20 protein-coding genes and 2 pseudogenes are annotated in these 22,694 nt (G+C 63.1%); 4 read left to right on the forward strand and 18 right to left on the reverse strand.

What is annotated here, in order from left to right; genetic code table 11:
- Positions 1 to 157: 157 nt before the first annotated feature.
- From H1204_RS16915 to flhD, 15 genes and pseudogenes are all read right to left on the reverse strand, one after another.
- Positions 158 to 1,443 (reverse strand): annotated as a pseudogene (locus H1204_RS16915) (DUF3443 domain-containing protein).
- Between the two features lie 16 nt (positions 1,444 to 1,459).
- A complete protein-coding gene (locus H1204_RS16920) occupies positions 1,460 to 2,026 on the reverse strand; it encodes a DUF2844 domain-containing protein (RefSeq protein ID WP_180729183.1) in 567 nt (188 codons plus the stop codon).
- Between the two features lie 1,023 nt (positions 2,027 to 3,049).
- Positions 3,050 to 3,769, reverse strand: a complete 720-nt coding sequence (gene cheZ / locus H1204_RS16925) for a protein phosphatase CheZ (protein ID WP_180729184.1) — start codon at positions 3,767 to 3,769, stop codon at positions 3,050 to 3,052.
- A gap of 1 nt (position 3,770) precedes the next feature.
- Positions 3,771 to 4,166 carry a chemotaxis response regulator CheY gene (gene cheY, locus H1204_RS16930; protein WP_028364056.1) on the reverse strand — a complete coding sequence of 132 codons (396 nt, stop codon included), beginning with the start codon at positions 4,164 to 4,166 and terminating at the stop codon, positions 3,771 to 3,773.
- A gap of 74 nt (positions 4,167 to 4,240) precedes the next feature.
- Complete coding sequence (locus tag H1204_RS16935) at positions 4,241 to 5,344, reverse strand: chemotaxis response regulator protein-glutamate methylesterase (protein WP_007742928.1); 1,104 nt, start codon at positions 5,342 to 5,344, stop codon at positions 4,241 to 4,243.
- A gap of 5 nt (positions 5,345 to 5,349) precedes the next feature.
- Positions 5,350 to 6,150: a chemoreceptor glutamine deamidase CheD gene (cheD, locus tag H1204_RS16940; protein WP_180729185.1), complete on the reverse strand. Its 801-nt coding sequence runs from the start codon at positions 6,148 to 6,150 to the stop codon at positions 5,350 to 5,352.
- Positions 6,147 to 7,085 (reverse strand): CheR family methyltransferase, encoded by a 939-nt coding sequence (locus H1204_RS16945; protein ID WP_180730985.1) that lies wholly within the window; start codon positions 7,083 to 7,085, stop codon positions 6,147 to 6,149. The genes cheD and H1204_RS16945 overlap by 4 nt, the downstream gene beginning before the upstream one ends.
- A gap of 248 nt (positions 7,086 to 7,333) precedes the next feature.
- Positions 7,334 to 9,121 carry a methyl-accepting chemotaxis protein gene (locus H1204_RS16950; protein WP_180729186.1) on the reverse strand — a complete coding sequence of 596 codons (1,788 nt, stop codon included), beginning with the start codon at positions 9,119 to 9,121 and terminating at the stop codon, positions 7,334 to 7,336.
- An 85-nt stretch (positions 9,122 to 9,206) separates the two neighbouring features.
- Complete coding sequence (locus tag H1204_RS16955) at positions 9,207 to 9,734, reverse strand: chemotaxis protein CheW (protein WP_042305153.1); 528 nt, start codon at positions 9,732 to 9,734, stop codon at positions 9,207 to 9,209.
- Positions 9,735 to 9,779: 45 nt separating this feature from the next.
- Positions 9,780 to 12,089, reverse strand: coding sequence for a chemotaxis protein CheA (cheA, locus tag H1204_RS16960; RefSeq protein WP_180729187.1), 2,310 nt, complete (start codon positions 12,087 to 12,089; stop codon positions 9,780 to 9,782).
- A 73-nt stretch (positions 12,090 to 12,162) separates the two neighbouring features.
- Positions 12,163 to 12,525, reverse strand: coding sequence for a response regulator (locus H1204_RS16965; protein ID WP_180729188.1), 363 nt, complete (start codon positions 12,523 to 12,525; stop codon positions 12,163 to 12,165).
- A 70-nt stretch (positions 12,526 to 12,595) separates the two neighbouring features.
- A complete protein-coding gene (motB, locus tag H1204_RS16970; RefSeq protein ID WP_180729189.1) occupies positions 12,596 to 13,714 on the reverse strand; it encodes a flagellar motor protein MotB in 1,119 nt (372 codons plus the stop codon).
- A 12-nt stretch (positions 13,715 to 13,726) separates the two neighbouring features.
- On the reverse strand, positions 13,727 to 14,587 hold the full coding sequence (gene motA / locus H1204_RS16975) for a flagellar motor stator protein MotA (RefSeq protein ID WP_007581537.1): 861 nt from the start codon (positions 14,585 to 14,587) through the stop codon (positions 13,727 to 13,729).
- A gap of 159 nt (positions 14,588 to 14,746) precedes the next feature.
- Positions 14,747 to 15,358, reverse strand: coding sequence for a flagellar transcriptional regulator FlhC (flhC, locus tag H1204_RS16980; protein ID WP_007581539.1), 612 nt, complete (start codon positions 15,356 to 15,358; stop codon positions 14,747 to 14,749).
- A gap of 130 nt (positions 15,359 to 15,488) precedes the next feature.
- Positions 15,489 to 15,809 carry a flagellar transcriptional regulator FlhD gene (gene flhD / locus H1204_RS16985; protein WP_180729190.1) on the reverse strand — a complete coding sequence of 107 codons (321 nt, stop codon included), beginning with the start codon at positions 15,807 to 15,809 and terminating at the stop codon, positions 15,489 to 15,491.
- 673 nt (positions 15,810 to 16,482) lie between these two features.
- On the opposite strand from flhD, the gene H1204_RS16990 reads away from it, so the two are divergent.
- Positions 16,483 to 17,547, forward strand: a complete 1,065-nt coding sequence (locus tag H1204_RS16990; RefSeq protein WP_180729191.1) for a glycosyltransferase family 4 protein — start codon at positions 16,483 to 16,485, stop codon at positions 17,545 to 17,547.
- A 312-nt stretch (positions 17,548 to 17,859) separates the two neighbouring features.
- Here the strand turns inward: H1204_RS16990 and H1204_RS16995 are convergent, their stop codons facing one another.
- Positions 17,860 to 18,162 (reverse strand): H-NS histone family protein, encoded by a 303-nt coding sequence (locus H1204_RS16995; RefSeq protein ID WP_007581545.1) that lies wholly within the window; start codon positions 18,160 to 18,162, stop codon positions 17,860 to 17,862.
- Positions 18,163 to 18,451: 289 nt separating this feature from the next.
- On the opposite strand from H1204_RS16995, the pseudogene aqpZ reads away from it, so the two are divergent.
- Together aqpZ and H1204_RS17005 are read left to right on the forward strand one after the other, a co-directional pair.
- A pseudogene (gene aqpZ, locus H1204_RS17000) lies at positions 18,452 to 19,200 on the forward strand (aquaporin Z).
- A gap of 360 nt (positions 19,201 to 19,560) precedes the next feature.
- Complete coding sequence (locus H1204_RS17005) at positions 19,561 to 19,875, forward strand: PXPV repeat protein (protein WP_180729192.1); 315 nt, start codon at positions 19,561 to 19,563, stop codon at positions 19,873 to 19,875.
- 136 nt (positions 19,876 to 20,011) lie between these two features.
- Here the strand turns inward: H1204_RS17005 and H1204_RS17010 are convergent, their stop codons facing one another.
- On the reverse strand, positions 20,012 to 20,833 hold the full coding sequence (locus H1204_RS17010; protein WP_180729193.1) for a Cof-type HAD-IIB family hydrolase: 822 nt from the start codon (positions 20,831 to 20,833) through the stop codon (positions 20,012 to 20,014).
- A 92-nt stretch (positions 20,834 to 20,925) separates the two neighbouring features.
- Positions 20,926 to 21,810 (reverse strand): BadF/BadG/BcrA/BcrD ATPase family protein, encoded by an 885-nt coding sequence (locus H1204_RS17015; protein ID WP_180729194.1) that lies wholly within the window; start codon positions 21,808 to 21,810, stop codon positions 20,926 to 20,928.
- Between the two features lie 97 nt (positions 21,811 to 21,907).
- Here H1204_RS17015 and H1204_RS17020 point away from each other — a divergent pair, with 97 nt between their 5' ends.
- Complete coding sequence (locus tag H1204_RS17020; RefSeq protein ID WP_180729195.1) at positions 21,908 to 22,564, forward strand: DNA-3-methyladenine glycosylase I; 657 nt, start codon at positions 21,908 to 21,910, stop codon at positions 22,562 to 22,564.
- Positions 22,565 to 22,694: the final 130 nt, after the last annotated feature.

Genomic DNA, 22,694 nt, shown 5'->3' on the forward strand with positions numbered 1-22,694 from the left:
GGCGGGGAAACCAGGGTATTTCAACCGATGGACGGCGCAAGGGCGCGCCGCCGGGTTCGCGGGCGGGCACGGCGCGACGCGCCGGGGCCCGCCCGGAGGCAGGCCGCCCGCGCTGACATCGAAACTCGACCAGCAACTCAACCAGAAAGCAGCGCCGTCAGAACGCAACAAATGGCGCTGCGCCGTTATTCGCGCGCTTGTCGATCCCGTAATACACATAGCGCCCGAAGAAGAACGGCAGGCCGAGGTCGAACGCGCTCAGCGAGCCGATCTGCCCCCGAGATCGTTGAACGCGTAGTTGTTCGCGTTGCTGAGCAGCGTCTGCGCGTTGGCGATGTTGATCGTCAGCGCCCCGGTCGCGCCGTTTGCGCCGACCAGGTTCACGGTGCGCTGCTGCGTCGAGCTTGGGCAATAGAACGACGCCAGGTTGCCGCCGCACAGCGCCAGCGAGCTGTCCGTGAAGAAATAGCCGTTCGAGCCCGAATCCATGAACGTGCGGATCGTCGAGCCGTTGAACGTGCTGGCGACGAGGTCGCCGGACGCATCCGTCGTGTAAGTCGTGGCGGCCGCGTTGCCGTTGTTCGACTGCGTGCCGATGCCGAATACGACCGTTCCTGTCGCCGTCGCCGCGCCGTTCGACGAAATCGGCGCCATCTGCACGATCACGCCGTTGTTATCGACGGGGAAATTCGGAATCGGATTGGCGACCTGTTTCGTCGTCTCAGCGAGCGTGGGCGTGCAGTTCGTGCCGTTCGGGCATGCGTAATAGTTGCTGAACTGGGCGACGTTGGCCTGGACCGAGCAGGCCGCACCGCAATCGACAGGCGCGACGCCGAGACCCAGGATGCCGTTCGCACCGAGCGCGCTGGCCGTGTTCTCGTTTGCGCCGTTCACGCAGCCGCTTGCCGGAATGGTCGAATCGGCCATGTCGCCGATGACCTGGATCGGGATGTTGCTTGCAACTTCGCCGCTGATCTTCACGGTCGCGGTGCGCGTCGTGCCCCACGTGAAGCCGTCCGCGAAGTGGGTGCATTCGGCGAGCTGGCCGCCTGCCGTGGCCTGCTGGACGGGCAGCGAGTTCGCGAGCGAGCCGAGCGCCGAATTGACGACGCGCAAGCCGAACGAGCCGGTGTCGAGCAGCACGTTATCGATGGTCGTGCAGTTGGTTGTGGAGTTCGGCGCGCAGACCGTCACGGAAACGGTCGGAATATTGATGATGCCCGCGACGCCCCGCCCGACTGAAACGGCCACCGTGTTCGCCGCATTCGCGGCGATCGGCTGCTGGTTAGGCCCGCTGTTGCTGTTGTTGTTGTTCGACGAAGACGACGAATCGCCGCCTCCGCCGCCGCAGCCCGCGACGAATGCCGTCATCGCGACGACGGACACGGCGAGCACGGCCTTCACGACGCTGACGCACGCTTCGAGCTTCAACGCAAATCGCATGATGGTTCTCCCGTCGTCACTGGATGTCGGTGGCGCTCACGCCGGCGGGCAATGCCTGCGGCAGATAGGCCTGGCCGGAGAACGCGCCCATATGGCCGCCCGAACGCACGACGAGCCCGCTGTCCTGCACGATGCCGGGGCCGTGGCCGCCGCCGCGCAGCTGGCGCGCGCTGGTCACGCCTGCCACGTACTGTGGGAAATAGTTGCCGAGCAGGTCGGACAGATTGGGCATTTGCGGCCCGCTCCATGCAAGGCCGAACACGCTGCCCGCCGACGAGATGTATTCGCGGATCACCGTGCCGTTGCCGAGCGTCGTTTGCTGCACGGTGTAGGACGCGGATGCGGCGGTTGAAGAGGAAGAAGTCGTAGCGCCCGAACTGGCGGACGATGCGCTGCGCATCACGGCAGTGCCGTTCGACGATGGCGGGGCGATGGTGCGCGTGGTGGCGCTGGCCCCGGCGGGCGGCGTCATTGGATCTCCGCCTAGTGCGGCGTTCGCGGGTAGCGGAACGAGCAGGACGGGCAGCGAGCAGCAGAATCCCAGCGCTGAAGCAAACACAGCACGGCTGAAGCGGATCGACATGGTTATGTGCCTCCCACAATCGATGGCGGACAATGCCCGCAATTCGCGGGCCCGGCTTGTTGATTCAGGGAGCAAGTTGCATGCGCGTGCAGCCGCGCGTTATGCGTAATGGGGCGTCGATCACGTCGCGCGCCTGTCTCCCTTAGGGGTAGTATGCCAGCGGTTTGTGTCTGTGACGGGTTTTTGGGGTTTCTTGTCTGCGACGCTGGGTGGTTCGTTTGCTTTTCTGCGGTGGCATTCGTGTGGCGATTTTGCGGCGCGAGCGGGTTGGTTTGCTTGTGGTTGCGCTGGCATCCGCGATTGCGTTAGCTCGCTTCAAGCGTCGCCCCTGTGCGGGGCGGCACCTACTTTTCTTTGCCGCCGCAAAGAAAAGTAGGCAAAAGAAAGCGGCTCACACCGCCAGCATTTCTTCTTGCCTGAGGGCCCCCAAAGGTTCCTACGCTTCACACGGCAACGTATCTGTTCGCGTTCGTTGCCAACGCTTCGAATGAGCGCCTCACCCACTTCAAGCACCCGCACGAGGGCTAGCGGCAGCGAACGGTATGTGCCGCCCAGGTGGCAAACTGTGTGTAGGTTGTCGCGTCTTACAGGGTAGCGCTCTTACAGGGTGGAACGCTTGCGCTATCGGTCCGGAGTGAGGCGTGTGTGGCGCTACGGCCTACACACAGTTTGCCACCTGGGCGGCGATGGACTATCTGGCACGGCGCGCTGTATTGCGAGAGCGTGAAGCGGGTGAGGCGCACGGCAAGAGCGCTGGCAACGAACGTGGGTCACGTGGTTGCCGTGTGAAGTGTAAGAACCTTCGAGGGCCCTCAGGCAGGAAGAAGAACTGGCGGTGTTAGCCGCTTTCTTTTGCCTACTTTTCTTTGCGGCGGCAAAGAAAAGTAGGTGCCGCCCCGCACAGGGGCGACGCGTGAAGCTAGATAACAACTCGCGGATGCCAGCGCAGAGACAAACACCGTAGCGCGGATGCCAGCAAAAGCACAAGCACAACCACACCACACTAGAACGTCGAAGACAAAATCAAAACCCGAGACTAGCCAGCAGATCATCAACCTGCCCCTGATCCTGCACAACATCGGCCTTGCCTTCGGGATTAATCTGCGGCCCGTTCAGCAAACTTTCCGGACTGCCGGTCGGCGAAATCGCCTCATGCTGCGCCTCGGCAACCAGCTGCTGCGCCGTAGCAGCAAACTGCTCACGCCGCTCGGCAGCAATATTGTCGATCAGCACCCCGAGCAACTGCTGCTCGATCAGATAAACAACATCCGTGATCTTCTTGATGACCTGGCCCGTCAGATCCTGAAAGTCCTGCGCCATCATGATCTCGAGCATCTGCGCGTTGGTCGCAGTCGTCAGCTCCGGCACCCCGCGGAGAAAAGTCCGCGTATCATTCATCAGCGCCCGCACTTCCTCGCGCTCGATGGGCGCCGCATACCACTGCTCCCAGCGCGCGTCGAGTTCCGCCGCGTCCTGCTGCAACTGCTCCTGCATCGGCTTCGCCACTTCGATCGCCGACAGCACGCGTTCGGCCGCCTGCTCGGTCATCGTCGCGATGTACTTCAGACGGTCGCGAGCATCCGGCACCGCCTCCGCCGCGCGCTCGACATGCTTGTCGATCCCCAGCTCGCGCATCGAATCGCGCAGCGTGCGCGTCAACTGTCCAATGCGGGCGAGGATGCGGTCGGTAGCGAGGTCGGCGCCGTCTTCTCTCGCGCCCTGCTCGTCGATGGGTGGGTTCACATCAGCTCCCGGTTTTTGCCATCTTCTCGAGAATCTTGTTGAGCTTCTCGTCGAGCGTCGCAGCCGTGAACGGCTTCACCACGTAGCCACTTGCGCCAGCCTGAGCCGCCGCAATGATGTTTTCCTTCTTCGATTCGGCCGTAACCATCAGCACGGGCAGATGCGAAAGCGTCGCGTCCGCGCGGATTTCCTTCAGCATCGCGAGGCCGTCCAGGTTCGGCATGTTCCAGTCCGAAATCACGAACTCGTACGCGCCGCTGCGCAGACGCGCAAGACCCGCCGCGCCGTCTTCCGCTTCGTCGACGTTCGAGTAACCCAGTTCCTTCAACAGATTGCGAACGATCCGGCGCATCGTCGGAAAGTCGTCCACAACCAGAATCTTCATTCCCTTATCCATTTCCTGTTCCTTTTTCCCCAATCCAGATCGTGCGGTGGTCTTCGGCTTATCTCAATTTTGCGCCGAGGCTCGCATCATACGCGTTGAACGCGATCGCCCATTGCGGACAAACGTGCCATCACGCGCCGGCTCATTTCCGACAGCGACGCGATTTCGTCCGCGGCGCCCATCGCGATCGCCTCGCGCGGCATGCCGAACACGATGCAGCTCGCTTCGTCCTGCGCGAGCGTGTACGCGCCCGCTTTACGCATGTCCAGCAGTCCCGCCGCGCCGTCGCGTCCCATGCCCGTGAGAATCACGCCGACAGCGTTCTTCCCCGCATGCTGCGCCGCCGAGCGGAACAACACATCGACAGACGGACGATGCCGGTTGACCGGCGGGTCGTCTGACAGATGCGCAATATAGTTCGCCCCACTACGGGCGAGCAACAGGTGAGCGTGGCCGGGTGCGATGTACGCATGACCGGGCAGCACGCGTTCCCCGTGCTCTGCCTCTTTAACGGTAATCCGGCACAAACCATTAAGGCGTTGTGCAAAAGATTTTGTGAAACCGGGCGGCATGTGTTGCGCGATGAGTACAGCGGGCGCATCGGGCGGCAGCGGCACGAGCACTTCGCGGATCGCTTCCGTGCCGCCCGTCGACGCGCCGACGATGATCAGCTTTTCCGTCGACACGAGCGGATTGTTGAAGAGCGGCGCAGGTGCCGCGGCATGCGCCGCGGCGCCCGTGTGCCCGGCGGCCGCTGCCGCATGCTGCGCGGGCGCGGCCTGGCGCACGCGCGCGCGGGCTGCCGCGCGGATCTTGTCGGCGAGCTTTTCCGAGTAGTCGAGCATGCCGTCGCGAATGCCCACTTTCGGCTTCGTCACGAAATCGACGGCGCCCAGTTCGAGCGCACGCAGCGTGATTTCCGAGCCGCGCTCGGTCAGCGACGACACCATCACGACGGGCATCGGACGCAGGCGCATCAGCTTCTCGAGGAAGTCGAGGCCGTCCATGCGCGGCATTTCGACGTCGAGCGTCAGCACGTCCGGGTTGTGTTGCTTGATGAGGTCTCGCGCGACGAGCGGATCGGGCGCCGTGGCGACGACCGTCATGTCGGGTTGCGAGTTGATGATTTCCGTCATCAGGCTACGAATCAACGCCGAATCATCGACGCACAATACTTTGATCTTTTGCACGGTGCTCACGCCTCCTCTACTGTCCTGGCGTTATTTGGTTGGGTCGGGCGCGCGGTGGCGCCAAATAGTTCGATACGCGGCTTCGCGCCAGCCGGGCGCGCCGCGCCCGTTCCCGAAGCCTGGTTGGCTCCCGCCGATCCGCCCGAGCCGAACAGCTCGATGCGCGGCTTCGCGGCAGCGGGCGACGAAAACAACTCGACGCGTGCACGCGCTTTCGCGAGCCTCTCGGCGCGCTCTTCGGCGGATTGCCGGGCGAGCGCCTGTTCGCGTTCCGCGACGCCTGCTTCCTGCTGCAGACGCAGCTTCTTCACCATCACCTGACCGGTACGCGGCATGAACGCGACCTTGCGCGGATGCTTGCCTTCCAGGTCCTCGGCGACGATGCGGATTTTTTCGAGTGCAAGGTAACGGCGCACGAACTCGGAGTTGCGGTCTCCGATGTTCATCGTCGTCATGCCGGCCAGCACGGCGGCACCGCCGAACACCTTCGCTTCGAAACGCTCGCGTCGGCCGCCCGCCTTGATCAACTCGTTGATCAGCACTTCCATTGCGTACGCGCCGTAGCGCATCGAGTCGGATGCGGCTTGCGCGACGTCGGCGCCGTCGTCGGGCAGCATGAAGTGATTCATGCCGCCGATACCCGCCGTGCGATCCTGAATGCAGGCCGCCACGCACGAGCCGAGCACCGTGACGAGGACCATGTCTTCGCTCGTCGTGTAGAACTCGTTTGGCAGCAGCTTCACGCCGGGGCGCTGGAAGTGGTTGTCGTAATACAGGTTCGTTGCGATCGGCAGGGTGCTGCTCATGCTGGCACCCCGCTCGTTGCACGTTGAGCCGCGCGGCCGGCAGCTGTCGCAGCGCCGGCGTCGCGTGTCAGTTCATAGACCGTTTGGCCGCGCAGACGGAACGCCTGCGTGACATACGTAAAGTTCTCCGAATGCCCGGCGAACAGCAGGCCGCCCGGCTTCACGAGCGGCTCGAAGCGCGACAGCACCTGTCCCTGCGTCGGCTTGTCGAAGTAGATCATCACGTTGCGGCAGAAGATCGCGTCGAACTGTGTGTTCAGCCGGTAGTCGCGATCCGTCAGGTTCAGTTGCTCGAAACGGATCATCGCGCGTACTTCGGGGCGCACCTTCACCATGCCCGCGTGCGCGCCCGTGCCCTTCAGAAAGAAGCGCTTGAGCCGTTCCGGCGACAGGTGCTTGACCTGATCGAACTGGTACGTGCCCGCTTCGCCCTTCGCCAGCACCTGCGTGTCGATGTCGGTGGCGAGCACCGTCGCCTGGCGCGCGGCCTGGTCGCCGAGCGCTTCGATCAGCGTCATCGCGATCGAATACGGTTCCTCACCCGTCGATGCCGCCGAGCACCACACCGACACGGGCGCCGGACGGCGCGCGACGAAGTCCGCGAGGATCGGAAAGTGATGCGCTTCGCGAAAGAACGCGGTGAGGTTCGTCGTGAGCGCGTTCGTGAACGCTTCCCACTCGGCGGGATCGTTGTCCGCCTCGAGCATGTCGAGGTACTGGCGGAACGAGTCGAGCCCGCGTGCGCGCAACCGTCGCGCGAGGCGGCTGTACGCCATGTCGCGCTTGTGGTCGGACAGCGAAATGCCTGCGCTGCGATGAATCAGTTCACGAATCCGCGCGAAATCTGCCGAAGTGAACTCGAAGTCGCGTGCCTGTTCGCCGGATCTTCCCGGCTCTGCCCGTTCAGGGCGTGATTGCGCGCGCGTTGCCATCATCATGTCTTCCGTCTGCCATAAGGAGCGCCGCACCGCCCGTCGATCCCACCAATGCCGCCATTGCCTTCGATACTGTTTGCGATGTTGCATGCGCTGTCGCCAGCGCCGCGGCCTTCTGTTCTACCTGTTCCCACTGCCCTGCCCACGGCCCGATCCAGCCTGCTGCACGCCCGCCTTCACGGCGCGGCGCGCTGAAACGTCCATCGCGGGACGATGTGCCGGAAGTCCGCATCTCGATCCATCGTCCTTCAGAACGTTTCCCAGTCGGCATCGGACGTGGAGGCCACGGCCGCCTGACGCGGCGCGGGTTCGGCCGCCGCGACACTTGCCTTGCGCACCACCGGTTCGGCGCGCGTGTGCGCTGCCGCTTCCGCCTTGGCGACGGCAGGTTGAGCATGAACCGGCTTCGCGTGTGCGACGGCCGCCTTCACGCGGCTCTTCGCCGTGTTGGCCGTCGGCAGCGTCTTCGTTGCCTGCTGCGCGCCGCTCACGCGCCACTGTCCAATCACCGTCTGCAGCGAGCGGGTCTGCTCTTCAAGCGACGCCGCCGCGGCGGCCGCCTGTTCGACCAGCGCCGCGTTTTGCTGCGTCACTTCATCCATCTGCACGACGGCACGGTTGACCTGCTCGATACCGCCCGACTGCTCTTCCGACGCCGCGCTGATCTCGCCCATGATGTCCGTCACGCGGCGCACGGCCTGCACGATCTCGTCCATCGTCGTACCCGCACGGCCGACGAGCGCGGAGCCGCTCTGGACCTTGTCGACCGAGTCGCCGATCAGCTCCTTGATTTCCTTCGCCGCGCTCGCGCTGCGTTGCGCGAGGCTGCGCACTTCGCCTGCGACGACCGCGAAGCCGCGGCCCTGCTCGCCGGCACGCGCCGCTTCGACGGCTGCGTTCAGCGCGAGGATGTTGGTCTGGAACGCAATGCCTTCGATCACGCTGATGATGTCGACGACCTTGTTCGAGCTGGTCGCGATACCCTGCATCGTGCTCACCACCTGACCCACCACTTCGCCGCCGCGCGTCGCGATGTCCGACGCGTTCACGGCAAGCTGGCTCGCCTGACGCGCGTTGTCGGCGTTCTGCTTCACGGTGCCCGTCAGTTGCTCCATGCTCGACGCCGTTTCCTGCAGCGATGCCGCCTGTTGTTCGGTGCGCTGCGACAGGTCCGTGTTGCCCATCGCGATTTCGCGCGCACCTGTGTCGATCGACTCGACGCTCGTGTGCACCGACCGGATCATCGTCGACAGGCTGTCCTGCATCGCCTTGACGGCCTTGAACAGGCGGCCGATTTCATTGGTGCCCGACGTGTCCACGTGTTGCGACAGGTCGCCCTTCGCGATGCGCTCGAAGCATGTAACGGCATCATCCAGCGGCTGCACGATCATGCCGCGCATCGCGAAGCGGATCGCCACCACCAGCACCAGCGCAACCACGATGACGCCGATGATCGCTGCGCGCAGCATCGACATCTGCGCGACGGTGTCCGCCTGCTGCTGTTCGGCGTGTGCCTGCAGCGCCTTGACAACGGGCGATGCCGCGTTGTCGTACGCGACGAACATCGGGCTGATCTTCGTGTCGGCGATCGCGTGATAGCCGGACAGATCGCTTGCGCGCAGCGCCGTGAACTCGGGGTTCACGCCATCGTTGATGAGCGCCGTGCGCTTCGCGACCACGGCATCGATCAGCGTCTGATCGATGCCGTTCTTCGGCGTGTTCAGAAACGCCTGCCAGTTTTCATTCGATTTGCCGAGCAGTTCGGCCGCGCGGTCGAGCACCTGTTTCGATTGCTCGATCTCGCCCGCCGCCGTCAGCGCGTTGACGCGATCGAGCGACACGCGCGAGCGCAGCAGGAACGAACCCGAGTCGTTCAGCGTGCGGATCGCGACCATGTCGCCGTGCGTCATGCTGTCGAGTGCATCGCCCGAACGGCTCAGTGCAGTGAGACCGAGCGCCCCGACGATCACCGTCAGCCCAACGAGAATGATCCCCACGACGGTCAGCGTCGTCCGGATCGACCATCTGCTCAGCATTGTTGTACTCCCTGATTCTGCCGATGGAAGTTGGCGCGTTCGCGCCTGACTTCCATCCCATGCGAGGCTGTCGTTTCTGCCTGCCTTACTTGCCCAGCGCTTCCGTCAATGCCATTTCCCGGCTGGTCATCAACTTTTCGATGTCCATCAGGATCAGCATGCGGCCGTCGACCGTGCCGAGGCCCGTCAGATATTCCGCCGTCAACGTCGCGCCGAATTCCGGCGCGGGCATGATCTGGTCGGTGGCGAGCGTCAGCACGTCCGACACGCCGTCCACGACCATGCCGACCACGCGGCCCGCGACGTTCAGGATGATCACCACCGTCTGATGGTCGTACTCGACCCGTCCGAGGTGGAACTTGATACGCATATCGACGATCGGCACGATGATGCCGCGCAGATTGATCACGCCCTTGATGAACTCCGGCGCGTTCGCGATCCGCGTCACGCTGTCGTAGCCGCGGATTTCCTGCACCTTCAGGATGTCGATGCCGTACTCTTCGGCGCCGAGCGTGAAGATCAGGAATTCCTGACCACTCGCGTCGGCTTGCGCGTCGCGGCGGCCGATCGAACCGGCTACGCCGTTCGAATTGATGGATTGGACTTCTGCCACGTTAGCCCCCAAACGGTTGGGATGAGTTGAGTTTCAGTTTCAGTTTCAGGCGAGCGCCAGCGACGCACTATGCGACGCGCGCGTCTCGCGGTTCAGTGCCGCCACGTCCACGATCAACGCGACGCTGCCGTCGCCGAGGATGGTCGCAGCGGAAATGCCGTGTACCTTGCGGTAGTTCGTTTCGAGGTTCTTCACCACCACCTGCTGCTGGCCGACCAGTTCGTCGATCAGCATCGCGAAGCGCCGTCCTTCCGTCTGCATGATGGTGACGATGCCTTGCGTCGGATCGGTGCGCGCGTCTTCGACCGAGAACACTTCGTGCAGCGCGACGAGCGGCAGATATTCGCCGCGCACGCGCACGACGCGCTCGCCGTTCGCGACGGTGTAGATGTCGTCGGCGCGCGGCTGCAGCGACTCCATCACGAAGTTCAGCGGCAGGATGAAAATCTCGCTGCCCACCTTGACCGACATGCCGTCCAGAATCGCCAGCGTGAGCGGCAACACGATGCGCGTCGTGCTGCCCTTGCCCGCATGCGACGTGATTTCGACGTGACCGCCCATCGACTGGATGTTCCGCTTCACCACGTCCATGCCCACGCCACGGCCCGAGACGTCCGTCACCTGCTCCGCCGTCGAGAAGCCCGGCAGGAAGATCAGGTTCCAGACTTCGTCGTCCGTCATCGTGTCGCTGACGGTGATGCCCTGCTTGGCGGCCTTCGCGAGAATCTTGTCGCGGCGCAGGCCCGCGCCGTCGTCGCTGACTTCGATCACGATGTTGCCGCCGTGATGCGCGGCCGACAGCACCAGTTGGCCCGTCGAATCCTTGCCCGCAGCCTTGCGCGCCTCGACCGTTTCGATGCCGTGGTCGAGACTGTTGCGCACGAGGTGAGTCAAAGGATCGATGATGCGTTCGATCAGGCTCTTGTCGAGTTCGGTCGCCTGACCGAAGGTGACGAGTTCAACCTGCTTGCCGAGCTTTGCCGCCAGATCGCGCACCAGACGCGGGAAGCGGCTGAAGACGTAATCCATCGGCATCATGCGGATCGACATGACGGCTTCCTGGAGATCGCGTGCGTTGCGCTCCAGTTGCGCCATGCCGTTGAAGAGGCGGTCGTGCAGCGCGGGATCGAAGGTGCTGGTGGTTTCGGCCAGCATCGCCTGCGTGATCACCAGTTCGCCGACCAGGTTGATCAACTGGTCGACCTTTTCGACGCCCACCCGGATCGAGCTGCCTTCGCCCGCATTCGCGGCGGCGGCCGGACGCGCCTTGCGATCGCCTTCGGCGGATGCAGGCGCGGCCTTCGGCGCGGCAGGGGCGGCTGCGGCGGCTGGTGTAACGATTGCGGGCTCGGCCGGAGCAGGCGCCGCTTGCGCTGCGGGTTGTGCTGCGGCTTGCGCCGCTGCGGGCTGCGCGACCGGCTGCGCGGCGGCAGGCGCCGGTGCAGCAGGCGCAGACTGCACGACAGCGGCCGGCGCCCCCGCGCCGCCGCTCGCCATGCCCCCCGCATTCGCCGGCTCGGTTTGCGCGGCTTCGGATGCTCCAGGCGCACCTTGTTCCGCACCGTTTGCCGGCGCTGCGCCGCGGCCGATCACGATCTGACTTTCGTCGATCACGAAGCAGCACACGGCGACGATATCGTCGGACGACACATCGGATTCCAGCCACAGCGTGATATCGCTGCCCGTCTTCACCTGTCCGACGATACGGCCCAGGTTGCCCAACTCTTCGGTGAGCAGTTCCTGGTCCTTTTCCCCAACGCCCCGTAGCGTAATTTTCAGATGGGGTCCTGCAGCCGCATCGGATGAAGCAGCGCCGGTCTGTGCCGGTTCGTTGTCTGCCCAAACGCCTGCGGCCTCTACTGCCTGTTCAGCCTGTTCGACCACGTGCTCCGGCGTGTGGCCTTGCACGGCTGCCGGTTCCGGTGCCGCCGCGGCAGGCGCCGCCGCCGCGGGCGCGGCGCCGCTGCTTTCCTTATGGAGCTGTTCGAGCTTCGCGCAGATCGCGGCGGCGATGGCCGCATCCGGCTCGGCACTCGCGCGATAGTCGGCGAGCTGGCCTGAGAGCACGTCCTTGGTTTCGAGGAACGTGTCGATCATGTCCTTGCGCAGCACGATCTCGTTGTTGCGCGCGCGGTCCAGCAGCGATTCGAGAATGTGCGTCGTCTCGGTCAGCGCCGTGAAGCCGAAGGTGGCGGCGCCGCCCTTGATCGAGTGTGCCGCGCGAAAGATGGCGGCCAGATCCTCGGGATCGGGATGGCCGACGTCCAGGTTCAGGAGCAACTGCTCCATCTGCGCGAGCAGCTCGTCCGCTTCGTCGAAGAACGTCTGGTAGAACTGAGTGATGTCGAGAGTCATGCGTGTGTCACCGCGAGAGTCCTGGCTGCTATGCCACTTCCATATATCGGTTGCTGCCTGCTGGGTGCCGCGCTCAGGCGAGCGCCGCGACCAGTTCGGTCAACATGTCGGGGTCCAGCGGTTTTTCGATCCATCCTGTGGCGCCCGCATCGCGCGCCGCTGCCTTGAAGGGCTCGCCGGATTCGGTCGTGAGGACCAGGATCGGCGTGTCGCGGTAAGCAGGGTTGCCGCGCAGCGCGGCGATCAGATCGAGGCCCGTCCGGCCGGGCATGTGCTGGTCGGTCAGCACGAGATCGAAGGGCATCGCCAGCGCGTTTTCGAGCCCTTCGTCGCCGTCGGCCGCGAGCGTCACCTGATAGCCGGCACCCGTCAGCGTCGCGGCAAGGATTTGCCGCATCGCTGCCGAATCGTCGATTGCCAGAATGTGCCTGATCATTCAATCCTCACTGCGCTCACGATGGATCGAGGTAGCGCCGCCATCGGCGCATCCGTTATCCCGCTATCTGTCATTGCGTCGCCGTTGCAGGCGCCGCGCTCGTGTCTGTCGCTTCAGCCGGCTCGGCCGCGCGCTGCGCGACCGCGCTGGTTTGCTCCGCTGCCTTTTGCATCGCGTGCGGCGCTTTGGCGGGCGGCGATGGCGGTTGCGCGGCGGGCGGTGAAACCGGCTGGGTAATCTTTTGCAGCAGCGGCTTGTTCGAGCCCGCGGCGTCGTTCGACAGCGTGGTCGACGTCGAGTCGTCCTGCATCAGCGCGTCTTCCGAGCGCTTGTTCAGCACGATGATGCTGATGCGCCGGTTTTCCGGGTCGAGCGGATCGGCCTTGTTCAGGTTCTGCGTCGACGCGAGGCCGAGCACGCGCAATACCTTCGCTTCGTCCATGCCGCCCGCGATCAGCTCGCGGCGCGACGCATTCGCGCGGTCCGCCGACAATTCCCAGTTGCTGTAGCCCTTCTCGCCGCCGGCATACGGCACGGCGTCGGTGTGGCCCTGCACGACGATGCGGTTCGGCACGTCGTTCAGCGTATTGCCGATCGCCTGCAGGATGTCGTGCATGTACGGCTGGACGATGGCCTGCGCGGTCGCGAACATCGGGCGCTTCTGCGTATCAACGATCTCGATACGCAAGCCCTGCAGCGTCGAATCGATGCGGATCTGCTGCTTGAACTGACGCAGCACCGGGTTCGCCTCGATCGCGGCCATCAGCTTGACCTGCAGGTCGTGCAGACGCACCTGCTCGCGACGCTCGACGGCGCCCTGCAACTGCTGCAGCGCCTGGTCGTCGGCGCGTGCGGCCGTGTGCTCGGCGCGATTGATCGAACCGTCCGTCTGACGCGTGATGCCGTCCTTGTCGGTCGAGATATCGCGGCCGCCGCCGGGGATCTGGCTCGAATCGACGGCGCTGCGGTCGCCGCCCCACAGCGTGATCTTCAGCGGCTGGTTGAAGTAATCGGCAATGCCCTTCAACTGCACCGTCGAGGCCGAACTCAGCAGCCACATCAGCAGGAAGAACGCCATCATCGCCGTCATGAAGTCCGCATACGCGAGCTTCCACGCGCCGCCGTGATGGCCGCCCTTCTTCGGCGCTGCGCGCTTGACAACGATTGCGCGGTCTTTGTCCTTGCTCATCGCCCGCGTTCCTTATTTCGCCTTGACGCGGCGCACGTGCTCTTCCAGCTCGGCGAACGACGGGCGTTCAGTCGAGAAGAGCACCTTGCGGCCGAATTCGACAGCGATTGCGGGCGCATAGCCGTTCAGGCTCGCGAGGATCGTCACCTTGATGCACTGGAACATCTTGGTCGACTCGGTGACGCGCTGTTCCGCGACGCTCGCGAGCGGCCCGATCAGACCGTACGACAGCAGAATGCCGAGGAAGGTACCGACCAGAGCCTGCGCAATCATTTCGCCGAGCACAGCGGGCGGCTTGTCGGCGGAAGCCATCGTGTGCACCACGCCCATCACGGCCGCGACGATACCGAATGCAGGCATCGCGTCGCCGACCTTCATCAGCGCGTGCGCCGGCGCTTCGCCTTCGGCGTGATGCGTTTCGATTTCTTCGTCCATCAGACTTTCGATCTCGAACGCATTCATGTTGCCGCCGACCATCAGGCGCAGATAATCCGTCAGGAATTCGACGATGTGATGATCCGCAAGAATCTTCGGGTACTGCGTGAAGATCGGGCTCTTCTGCGGATCGTCGATATCCGCTTCGAGCGTGAGCGTGCCCTCCTTACGCGCCTTCGCCAACAGGACGTAGAGGAGCGCCATCAGCTCCATGTAGACGTCCTTGTTGTACTTGGCGCCTTTGAACAGCGTCGGAATCACGCGCAACGTAGCCTTGATCGTCTTCATCCCGTTGCCGAGGATGAACGCACCGAGACCCGCGCCCGCGATCATCAGCACTTCGACGGGCTGCATAAGCGCGCCCAGGTGGCCGCCCTCCAGCGCATAGCCGCCGAAGACGGACAACAGCGTAACGAGTGTTCCCACGAAAATCAGCACTGCCGAGCCCTCTCGAAAAGCGACGGAGACCGTCGTTATTCAGGTTTACGGCAAGCAGTCGGAAAACTTTGGCGGAATGAGCGCCGGACTGGGACGGTGTTAACCAGAGTGCCGCCGCGCGCCCGACGAAGGCTGCGCGACGGGCGCTCCGGCGGCCCGTCAGACGGCCGTGACGACGGCCTCAGGCAAGGCTTCGAGCGTTTCGTCGAGCGGCGCGCCAAGAGCCGCTTGCGCTTCCTCGTAGCGCGCGTCGGCGGCTTTCCGGGTCTTACCGGCGCGCGACGGCGGCGCACACAGGCCGCATACGAAGCCATGCTGCGGGTCGTGCGCGTGTGCGACAAATTGCCCACGGCAACGGGTGCACGTCGTCATCTGCAGCATGCCGGAGTCGAAGAAGCGCACCAGCGTCCATGCGCGCGTCAGGCTCAGCGCCGGTTCGTCGTGGTGCATGCGCGCGTGTTCGAGGTAGAGCCGGTAGGACTTGACGATCGACTGGATCGTCACGCAGCCGCCCAGCCCCGACATGAAGCGGTAGATGTTGTAGAACAGCGATGAGTGAATGTTCGGCTGCCACGTCATGAACCAGTCGGTCGAAAACGGCAGCATGCCCTTGGGCGGCGATACGCCCTTCACTTCCTTGTACAGCTTGATGAGCCGGTCGCGCGACAGCGTCGTCTCCGCCTCGAGCAGCTGCAAGCGCGCGCCGAGTTCGATCAGTTCAATCGCCAGGGTGATTTCCCTGACTTCGAGCACCACGCTTTTCTGTGCCATCCGCCTCGCTTCCCGCGTCCGTTGTCGTTTCCCGCCGGCGCGAACGGCCGGGAAAAACGATAAAAGCGCCGTTGCCGGCGCGCGTAGGGTGCGTCTGTCCCGGCGCCTGCGCGCCGGCCGTCGGCCGGTCTCAGCCGATCTGTTCGACGGGCTGGCCCGCCATCAGGATGGCGGAGTGCGCCTGGGCGACGGCGGACGATTTGCCCTTGTCGGCCAGCGACGAGAGGATCTGGTGATCGTCGAAGCGGAAGCGGCACAACACCTGGTTCGATGAGGCCAGCTTGACAGTCTGTGCGAGCGACAGGTTGGCGAGCACGTCGGCGAGTTGCTCCGAGATGCCCATGCGGAACATGCCCATTGGCTTGTCTTCGCGCAGCAGACGCTGCGCGAGTAGCAGATAGGACAAGTTCACTTCCCTAATTTCATTGAGCATGTCACTTTGAGTGCTCATTGAATCCCCCGATTCAAATCTGGCTGGTCAGGCCTGGTAAAACGTTTGCTCGCTCGCGTTAAAAAAAACCACGAACGGCACGCTTATGGTCAGCATGCATTTTCCCGAAAGGGGCAGTCGACGAAAATCGGACAGGCACCCCAACTGATTGACGGAAAAATCCAGGATTTCTGTAGGAGTTTTTCCTACAAATTTTCGCGAAGGGGGATTTGGGAGGGTATTGGCGGACTGAAAGCGCCGACTACTTACACGCGAGATCGGGCGTGAAAGGTTTGGGAAGCGGATTATGCGCCCATATTTGAGCGGAAACAAAGCGAATTTCGCAGCGATATGTTCGGCAGCGCACCATTTGATCCGACGAATCGACTGTGCAACATGCTGCGTCAACCGACCCAAAGTGCGGCGGATATTGCCTCGATGCCTGTCGCCGCGAGCTTTCCGGCAACATACGCGCAGTTGTTACGTATCATGTTTCGCGCTGTAACAACATTAAGTGTTTGAAAAATAGCTCGAATTAGCGCCAGCGATCCCGATAATGGCACCTAGGGATAACCCCATTGGGCATCCTGCCAAGGGCGGCGGCACACCGCGCCCAACCGTCCGAAAGGCTTCCGCTTTTTTGCCACACGCAAAGCAGCGCCGCGCGAAGCCCGTTTGCACAAGGAGATCACGCATGCGAATCGCACAAATCGCACCGTTGTACGAAGCTGTCCCACCGAAACTCTATGGCGGCACAGAACGCGTCGTGTCGTATCTGACCGAGGCTCTGGTCGATCTGGGTCACGATGTGACGCTCTTCGCGAGCGGCGATTCGGTGACGTCCGCAAAACTCGAAGCGTCGTGGCCGCGCGCGCTGCGTCTGGATCCGACGATCCGCGACGCACTCGCCCCGCACATGCTGCTGCTCGAGAAGGTTCGCAAGGTCGCGCATGAGTTCGACGTGCTGCACTTCCACCTCGATTATCTGCCGTTCCCGCTCTTCTCGACGCTGGACACGCCGTTCGTGACGACGCTGCACGGCCGTCTGGACCTGCCGGAACTGCAACCGGTGTTCGATACGTTCACCGATGCACCCGTGATCTCGATTTCGGATTCGCAGCGTCTGCCGCTGCAGCAGGCCAACTGGCTCAACACGATCTATCACGGCCTGCCGGAGCAGCTGCTTACGCCGCAAACGCACAAGAAGCCGGAATACCTCGCGTTCCTGGGTCGGATCTGTCCGGAAAAGCGCGTCGATACAGCCATCAAGATCGCCGCGCAAAGCGGTCTGCCGCTGAAGATCGCCGCCAAGGTGGACAAGGTCGATCAGGAATACTTCAAGACGGAAATCGAGCCGTTGCTGTCGATGGCGCACGTCGAGTTCATCGGCGAGATCAACGAGGCGCAGAAGCCGGATTTCCTGTCGGGCGCGAAGGCGCTGCTGTTCCCGATCGACTGGTCGGAGCCGTTCGGCCTGGTGATGATCGAGTCGATGGCTTGCGGCACGCCGGTGATCGCGTTCAACCGTGGTTCGGTGCCGGAAGTGATCGACCACGGCGTGACGGGCTTCATCTGTGAAGACGTGCAAGGCGCCGTGGCCGCGCTGCAACGTATCGACGACCTGTCGCGCACGGAAATCCGATCGCAGTTCGAGCGACGTTTCAGCTCGAAGATCATGGCGCAGAACTATGTCGACAGCTATTCGGCGATGCTGGAAGCAACGCGCCGTCCGATGCTGCGCCGCGTGGCGGTGGGTTGATCGCCGGTTTGCACAGGTCAACTCTGCCGATGCGGCGACAGATTGCGTAATTTGTTCACTTGAACGTTTGCGCTGTCATTCAAAGACAGTTATTGCGCCGCTCACACGAAAAAGCCGCCTCCCCAGGCGGCTTTTTCTTTTCCGGCGTTCGGAACCGGATCGGCAATGGAAGCGCTTTCTTCAATGCGCCGCAATGCGCCTTTACCGAATGAAGCTATCCCCGCTTCAGACGCCTTACCGCGCATTAACAGTATCTGAAAGGCGGCGCATTTCGCCAGATCGCCTTCAAGCGGCTTTCGCCGTTTCCCCTAATTAGGCCTGGCCGATCAGAAAGCGCTCGCGGTTCTTGCCGGCAATCCACTTGGGCGGCTTTCCCCGGCCGCTCCATGTGTTGCCCGACTTCGGATCCTGATACTTCGCGGGCAACGGCGCCTTTTTGGGCGGGCGTCCGCGGCGAGCCGCCTCGGCAAAACCGAGGTCATGCGCGTTAAGGCCGTACTCGGCGATTTTCTGGCGGATTTCGGCAATCACATTGCCTACTTCACTACGACGCGCTTCGTCCGCTTCCTGCTGCAAACGAGCAATCTGCGCCTTGAGATCTGCGTATTGTGACATTTGGGCTCCCCTCTTTTTCTAAAAGTGGTTAGCACGGAGATTAGCCCGTGCTAACGAAATTCGCAATGGCGGCTAATATCGCGCTATCAAAAGTTTTCGTCTGAGTATTTATAAAGCGGCACTGAATCGTTCAAACCGCTGGACTTTTATCACGAAATAATTCCGCGTTCGTGAATGACAATTCTTGACAGTCCATTTGTGCAACGTTGCTTAAAATTTGCGCTCCCAAGTGCCGGGTAGCGCATGCGCTCTCGTCCTTGAATCACCGTACTTTTTAGGATTACACACGATGAACCTCTCCAGGCGCCTCGCGGCGGAGCTGTTCGGCACCTTCTGGCTCGTACTCGGAGGCTGCGGCAGCGCTGTCCTTGCAGCAAATTTCGCGGGTCCCGTTCACGGGCTCGGCATCGGCTTCGTGGGCGTTTCGCTCGCTTTCGGCCTGACCGTACTAACCATGGCCTATGCCATTGGGCATATCTCCGGCTGCCACCTGAATCCGGCGGTGAGCGTCGGCCTGACTGTCGCCGGCCGATTCCCGGCACGCGACCTCGTGCCGTATACGTCGCGCAGGTGCTGGGCGCCGTGTTCGGCGCGTATGTGCTGTCCGCCATCGCCTCGGGCAATCCGGACTTCCATCTGGTCGCGAGCGGTTTCGCGAGCAACGGCTACGGCGACCGCTCGCCGGGCCATTACGCGTTGCCCGCTGCGTTCGTCTGCGAAACGGTGATTACGGCCTTCTTCCTGTTCGTGATTCTCGGTGCCACCGACAAGCGCGCGCCCGCCGGCTTTGCGCCGATCGCAATCGGCCTGTGCCTCACGCTGATCCATCTGATCTCGATTCCCGTCACGAATACTTCGGTGAATCCGGCGCGATCGACGGGGCCGGCGCTGTTCGTCGGCGCCGCCGCCGTCGATCAGTTGTGGCTCTTCTGGGTCGCGCCGATTCTCGGCGCGGTGATCGCTGCAATGGTCTATCCGCTGGTGGCTGGCGATGCCCGGCATGCGACGGACGCAGAACGCGTGCGCGTGACGGCCTGATTGCTGGCTGTCCGGTTTGAATGACAACGGGGCGCTTCCGCGCCCCGTTGTCGTTTTCGCGAAGCCGTTCCAGCATTAACAGATGGTTCAAATGTAAGGCTGGTTTACGGCCGTATTCATCGCTATTGAAGAAGCGCTTTAGCTTTTTGAAAGGCCCACCTCGCTCCGCTCCACGCTATACGGGCAAATGCCGGACGCCCGCAAAGCGCCATCTGTAAAGCATTACGCGAATGCCGCAATCCACCTGATATACCGGCATTGCACACTTTCACTTCGTAACATCCTGTCGCAGTGCCGCTCGCCGGCGACGCGTAGATTGAACCTGTACGGCGAACACGCCGCATTCACAGGAGAATCACAATGAAGCGCATCGTCACTCACATGCTCGTTGCAGTTGGCCTCGCCGCTGGCGCATGCGGTGTCGCACAGGCGCACTCGAATCTGAGCATCGGCCTGTCGCTCGGGACGCCTGCCCCTGCCTACGTCGCTCCCGCTTACGTCGCACCCGCGCCGCAGCCGGTGTACTACGGCAACCGGTATTGGGGAGACCACCGCTACGATGGCTATCGACATGACCGCGGCTGGGATCGCGACCGCTGGGATCATGGAAACCGTTGGGATAACAACAATGGCTACCGAGGGAACGACAACCACCGGGGCGGCTATCGTGACTAAGGAGTCGGCTTTGGCGGCGTAAATCGTCTTATTCTTGCGCCTGCCGGCTTCAGACTTTCGCGAAGCCTAACGGCCTTCACTTTGACATGGCGCGTCTCCTGACAGGAGCGCGCCAAGTGCATTCGACCGGTGGGATTTACGCCGTCAGTTGGTCGTCCAGTTCGAACAGCTTGCGCAGATGGCGCGCGACGCCCGCTTCGGAGTTGTTGCCGATACGCGGCACATTGGGCAGCCGCTTGATGAGATCAGGATTCGCGTTGTTCATCATGAACGGATGACCCGCCGTTTCCAGCATGTCGATGTCGTTCATGTTGTCGCCGAATGCGACGCACTTCGCCGCCGGAACATTCAGCCGGTCGAGAACGAACTGCAGCGCGCGCCCCTTCGACACATTCGCCGTCATCACCTCCAGACAGTCCGGCAACGAATACGTGACGTAAAGCGCCTCGCCGAAGGTGCGCTCGAGGTTGGCCGCGACCACGGCAAGATCCTCGGGATCGCCAATGTACAGCGCCTTCGCGATATCCGCGCCGTCGTGCTGCTGCAGATCGGTCACGTTGTAGGTGAAGCCCGAGTCCTGGTGATAGCGCAACAGCTCAGGCGCGTCGCGATCGATCAGCCATTCCCGGTCGGCGAACAGATTGACGATCACGCGCCCATGCTCGCCCGCGATCTCCGGCTTCACCAGTTGCTGGACCACGTTCGCCTGAAGGTCGTCGGCGAAGATCATTTCGTCGTCGGGCGAATGGACTCGCGCGCCGTTCGATGTGATCAGATATGGCCGGATACCCAGCACATCGCGAATTCCCGCGACGTCGCTATAGTGGCGCCCCGTCGCGATCACGATATGTATGCCTTGCGCTTCGAGCGTGCGCACCGTGCTGATCGTGAAGGGGTCCACCTGATGGTTGCTGTTCAGCAGCGTTCCATCAAGATCGCTGGCGATGACTTTGTACATGGGTAGGCGGCAGACGGCGTCGGAAAACGTCTATTTTATCGCCTCTTGGCGCGGCGCTTTCCGTTTCCGGCCGCGCCCATGCGTTTCGCCCGTCATGCGCCGCCGATCTGCGCGGCCTCCCGCCTAGCCATCTGCAACGCGCCGTGCGCCGAATCCGAAAGAGGCGCCCGCAGGCGCTCGCGATAAGGCGCGGGCACGTACTCGCTCAGCGGCTTGCCAAGCCCGCCGCACAGCGCGACGGGCAAGGTTCCGGACGGGTCGAGCGCCGCAATCATCTTGCCGATCTCTTGACCGGCTTCGCGCAGCAACCGGGCGGCAAATGGATGCTCGCGATGCGCGACGACGACGGGCGCGAGGCTCGCATAAGCCGTCTGGTTCGCGTCGCACAGCCAGACGACCAGCCCGTCGCGATCGGACGCGCCGACGTGCTCGATCAATGCCTGCGAGAGTTCGTCGGCGGGAACGCGGCCGTCGAGCGCCTGCTGCGCATGGACGATGGCGCGCAGGCCGAGCCAGGCACCGCCGGCTTCATCAGCAGACGGATAGCCGTAGCCGGCGACCATGCGGCTTTGACCGTTATGATCCAGCACCGCCGCGACGCTGCCCGTTCCCAGTGCGACGATCACGCCCGGCTCGCCGCCGTGCGCGCCGAGCAAGGTCGAATAGGCGTCGCTTTCGATCGCGAGACCGGCGAGCGCCGGCGCCTTCGCGCGAAATGCCGCCAGCCAATCGCGGTTGTTGACGCCCGCGAGCCCGCAGCCGAACACGAAGCGCGGCCAGTCGGCGGTGACGCCGGCGCGCTCGCACGCTTGCGCGCTCGCGGCCAGTATCGCCTCCCACGCGCGCTCGACGCCCAACGCCAGGCCGGACGGCCCCGCCGCGCCTTGCGCGAGTTCCTGCCCTGCGGCGTCCGCCAGCACGACACGCGTGCCGGTGCCGCCACCGTCGACGCCGATCAGATAGAGGTCTTGATTCATCGAAATACTCATTGATGTGTTACCGCATAGCGTGGCAGGTCTTTTCGCCCGAGACAATTAGCCGATCGGCCAGGTTGCGGCGGCAACCCGTTCCGCTATGCTGGCGTGGCCCGACAGACGGGCGATCAACCAACCATGCAGGAGCCTGAACGTGGCGGAGCAGCGATGCAACTGGGCGACGACGAGCGAAGCGCTCGCACATTATCACGACACCGAATGGGGCGTCCCTTCTCGCAATGACCAGCATCTGTTCGAGATGCTGGTGCTCGAAGGCGCGCAGGCCGGGCTGTCGTGGTCGACGATTCTGAACAAACGCGCCGGATACCGGCGCGCCTTCTCGAACTTCGACATCGACAAGGTCGCCCGCTTCACGCCGCAAAAGATCGACGCGCTCGTACTCGATGAGGGTATCGTGCGCCATCGCGGCAAGATCGAGTCGACGGTTCTCAATGCCAAAGCGGTCAGACAGATTCAGATGGAGCATGGATCGTTAGCGGATTTCGTGTGGTCGTTCGTCGATAACACGCCGATCCAGAACGCCTGGACGAGCTACACGCAAGCGCCGGCGTCGACGGATGTGTCGGACGCGCTCAGCAAAGCGCTCAAAGGCTATGGCTGCAAATTTGTGGGCACAACCATCTGCTACTCGTTTATGCAGGCAGTCGGTATGGTCAACGACCATCAGACCGATTGCGCCTGCTATTCGCGGTGCGCTCTGCTCGGGAAGAAAGGCCGCAAAAAGAGCGCGAAATGACGGGTGCGGCAGGTTCCGATGCGTTGCGTAACGTGTCGCGCCGTTGCAACACATGGCATATTCGCGCCCGGCTCAAAACGGGCGTGGCCTGCTGCGTTGCGTCACCCGCAAACCCGCTTCCTGCAAGGCC

Source organism: Paraburkholderia sp. PGU19, assembly GCF_013426915.1.
In the GTDB taxonomy this organism is placed as follows: domain Bacteria; phylum Pseudomonadota; class Gammaproteobacteria; order Burkholderiales; family Burkholderiaceae; genus Paraburkholderia.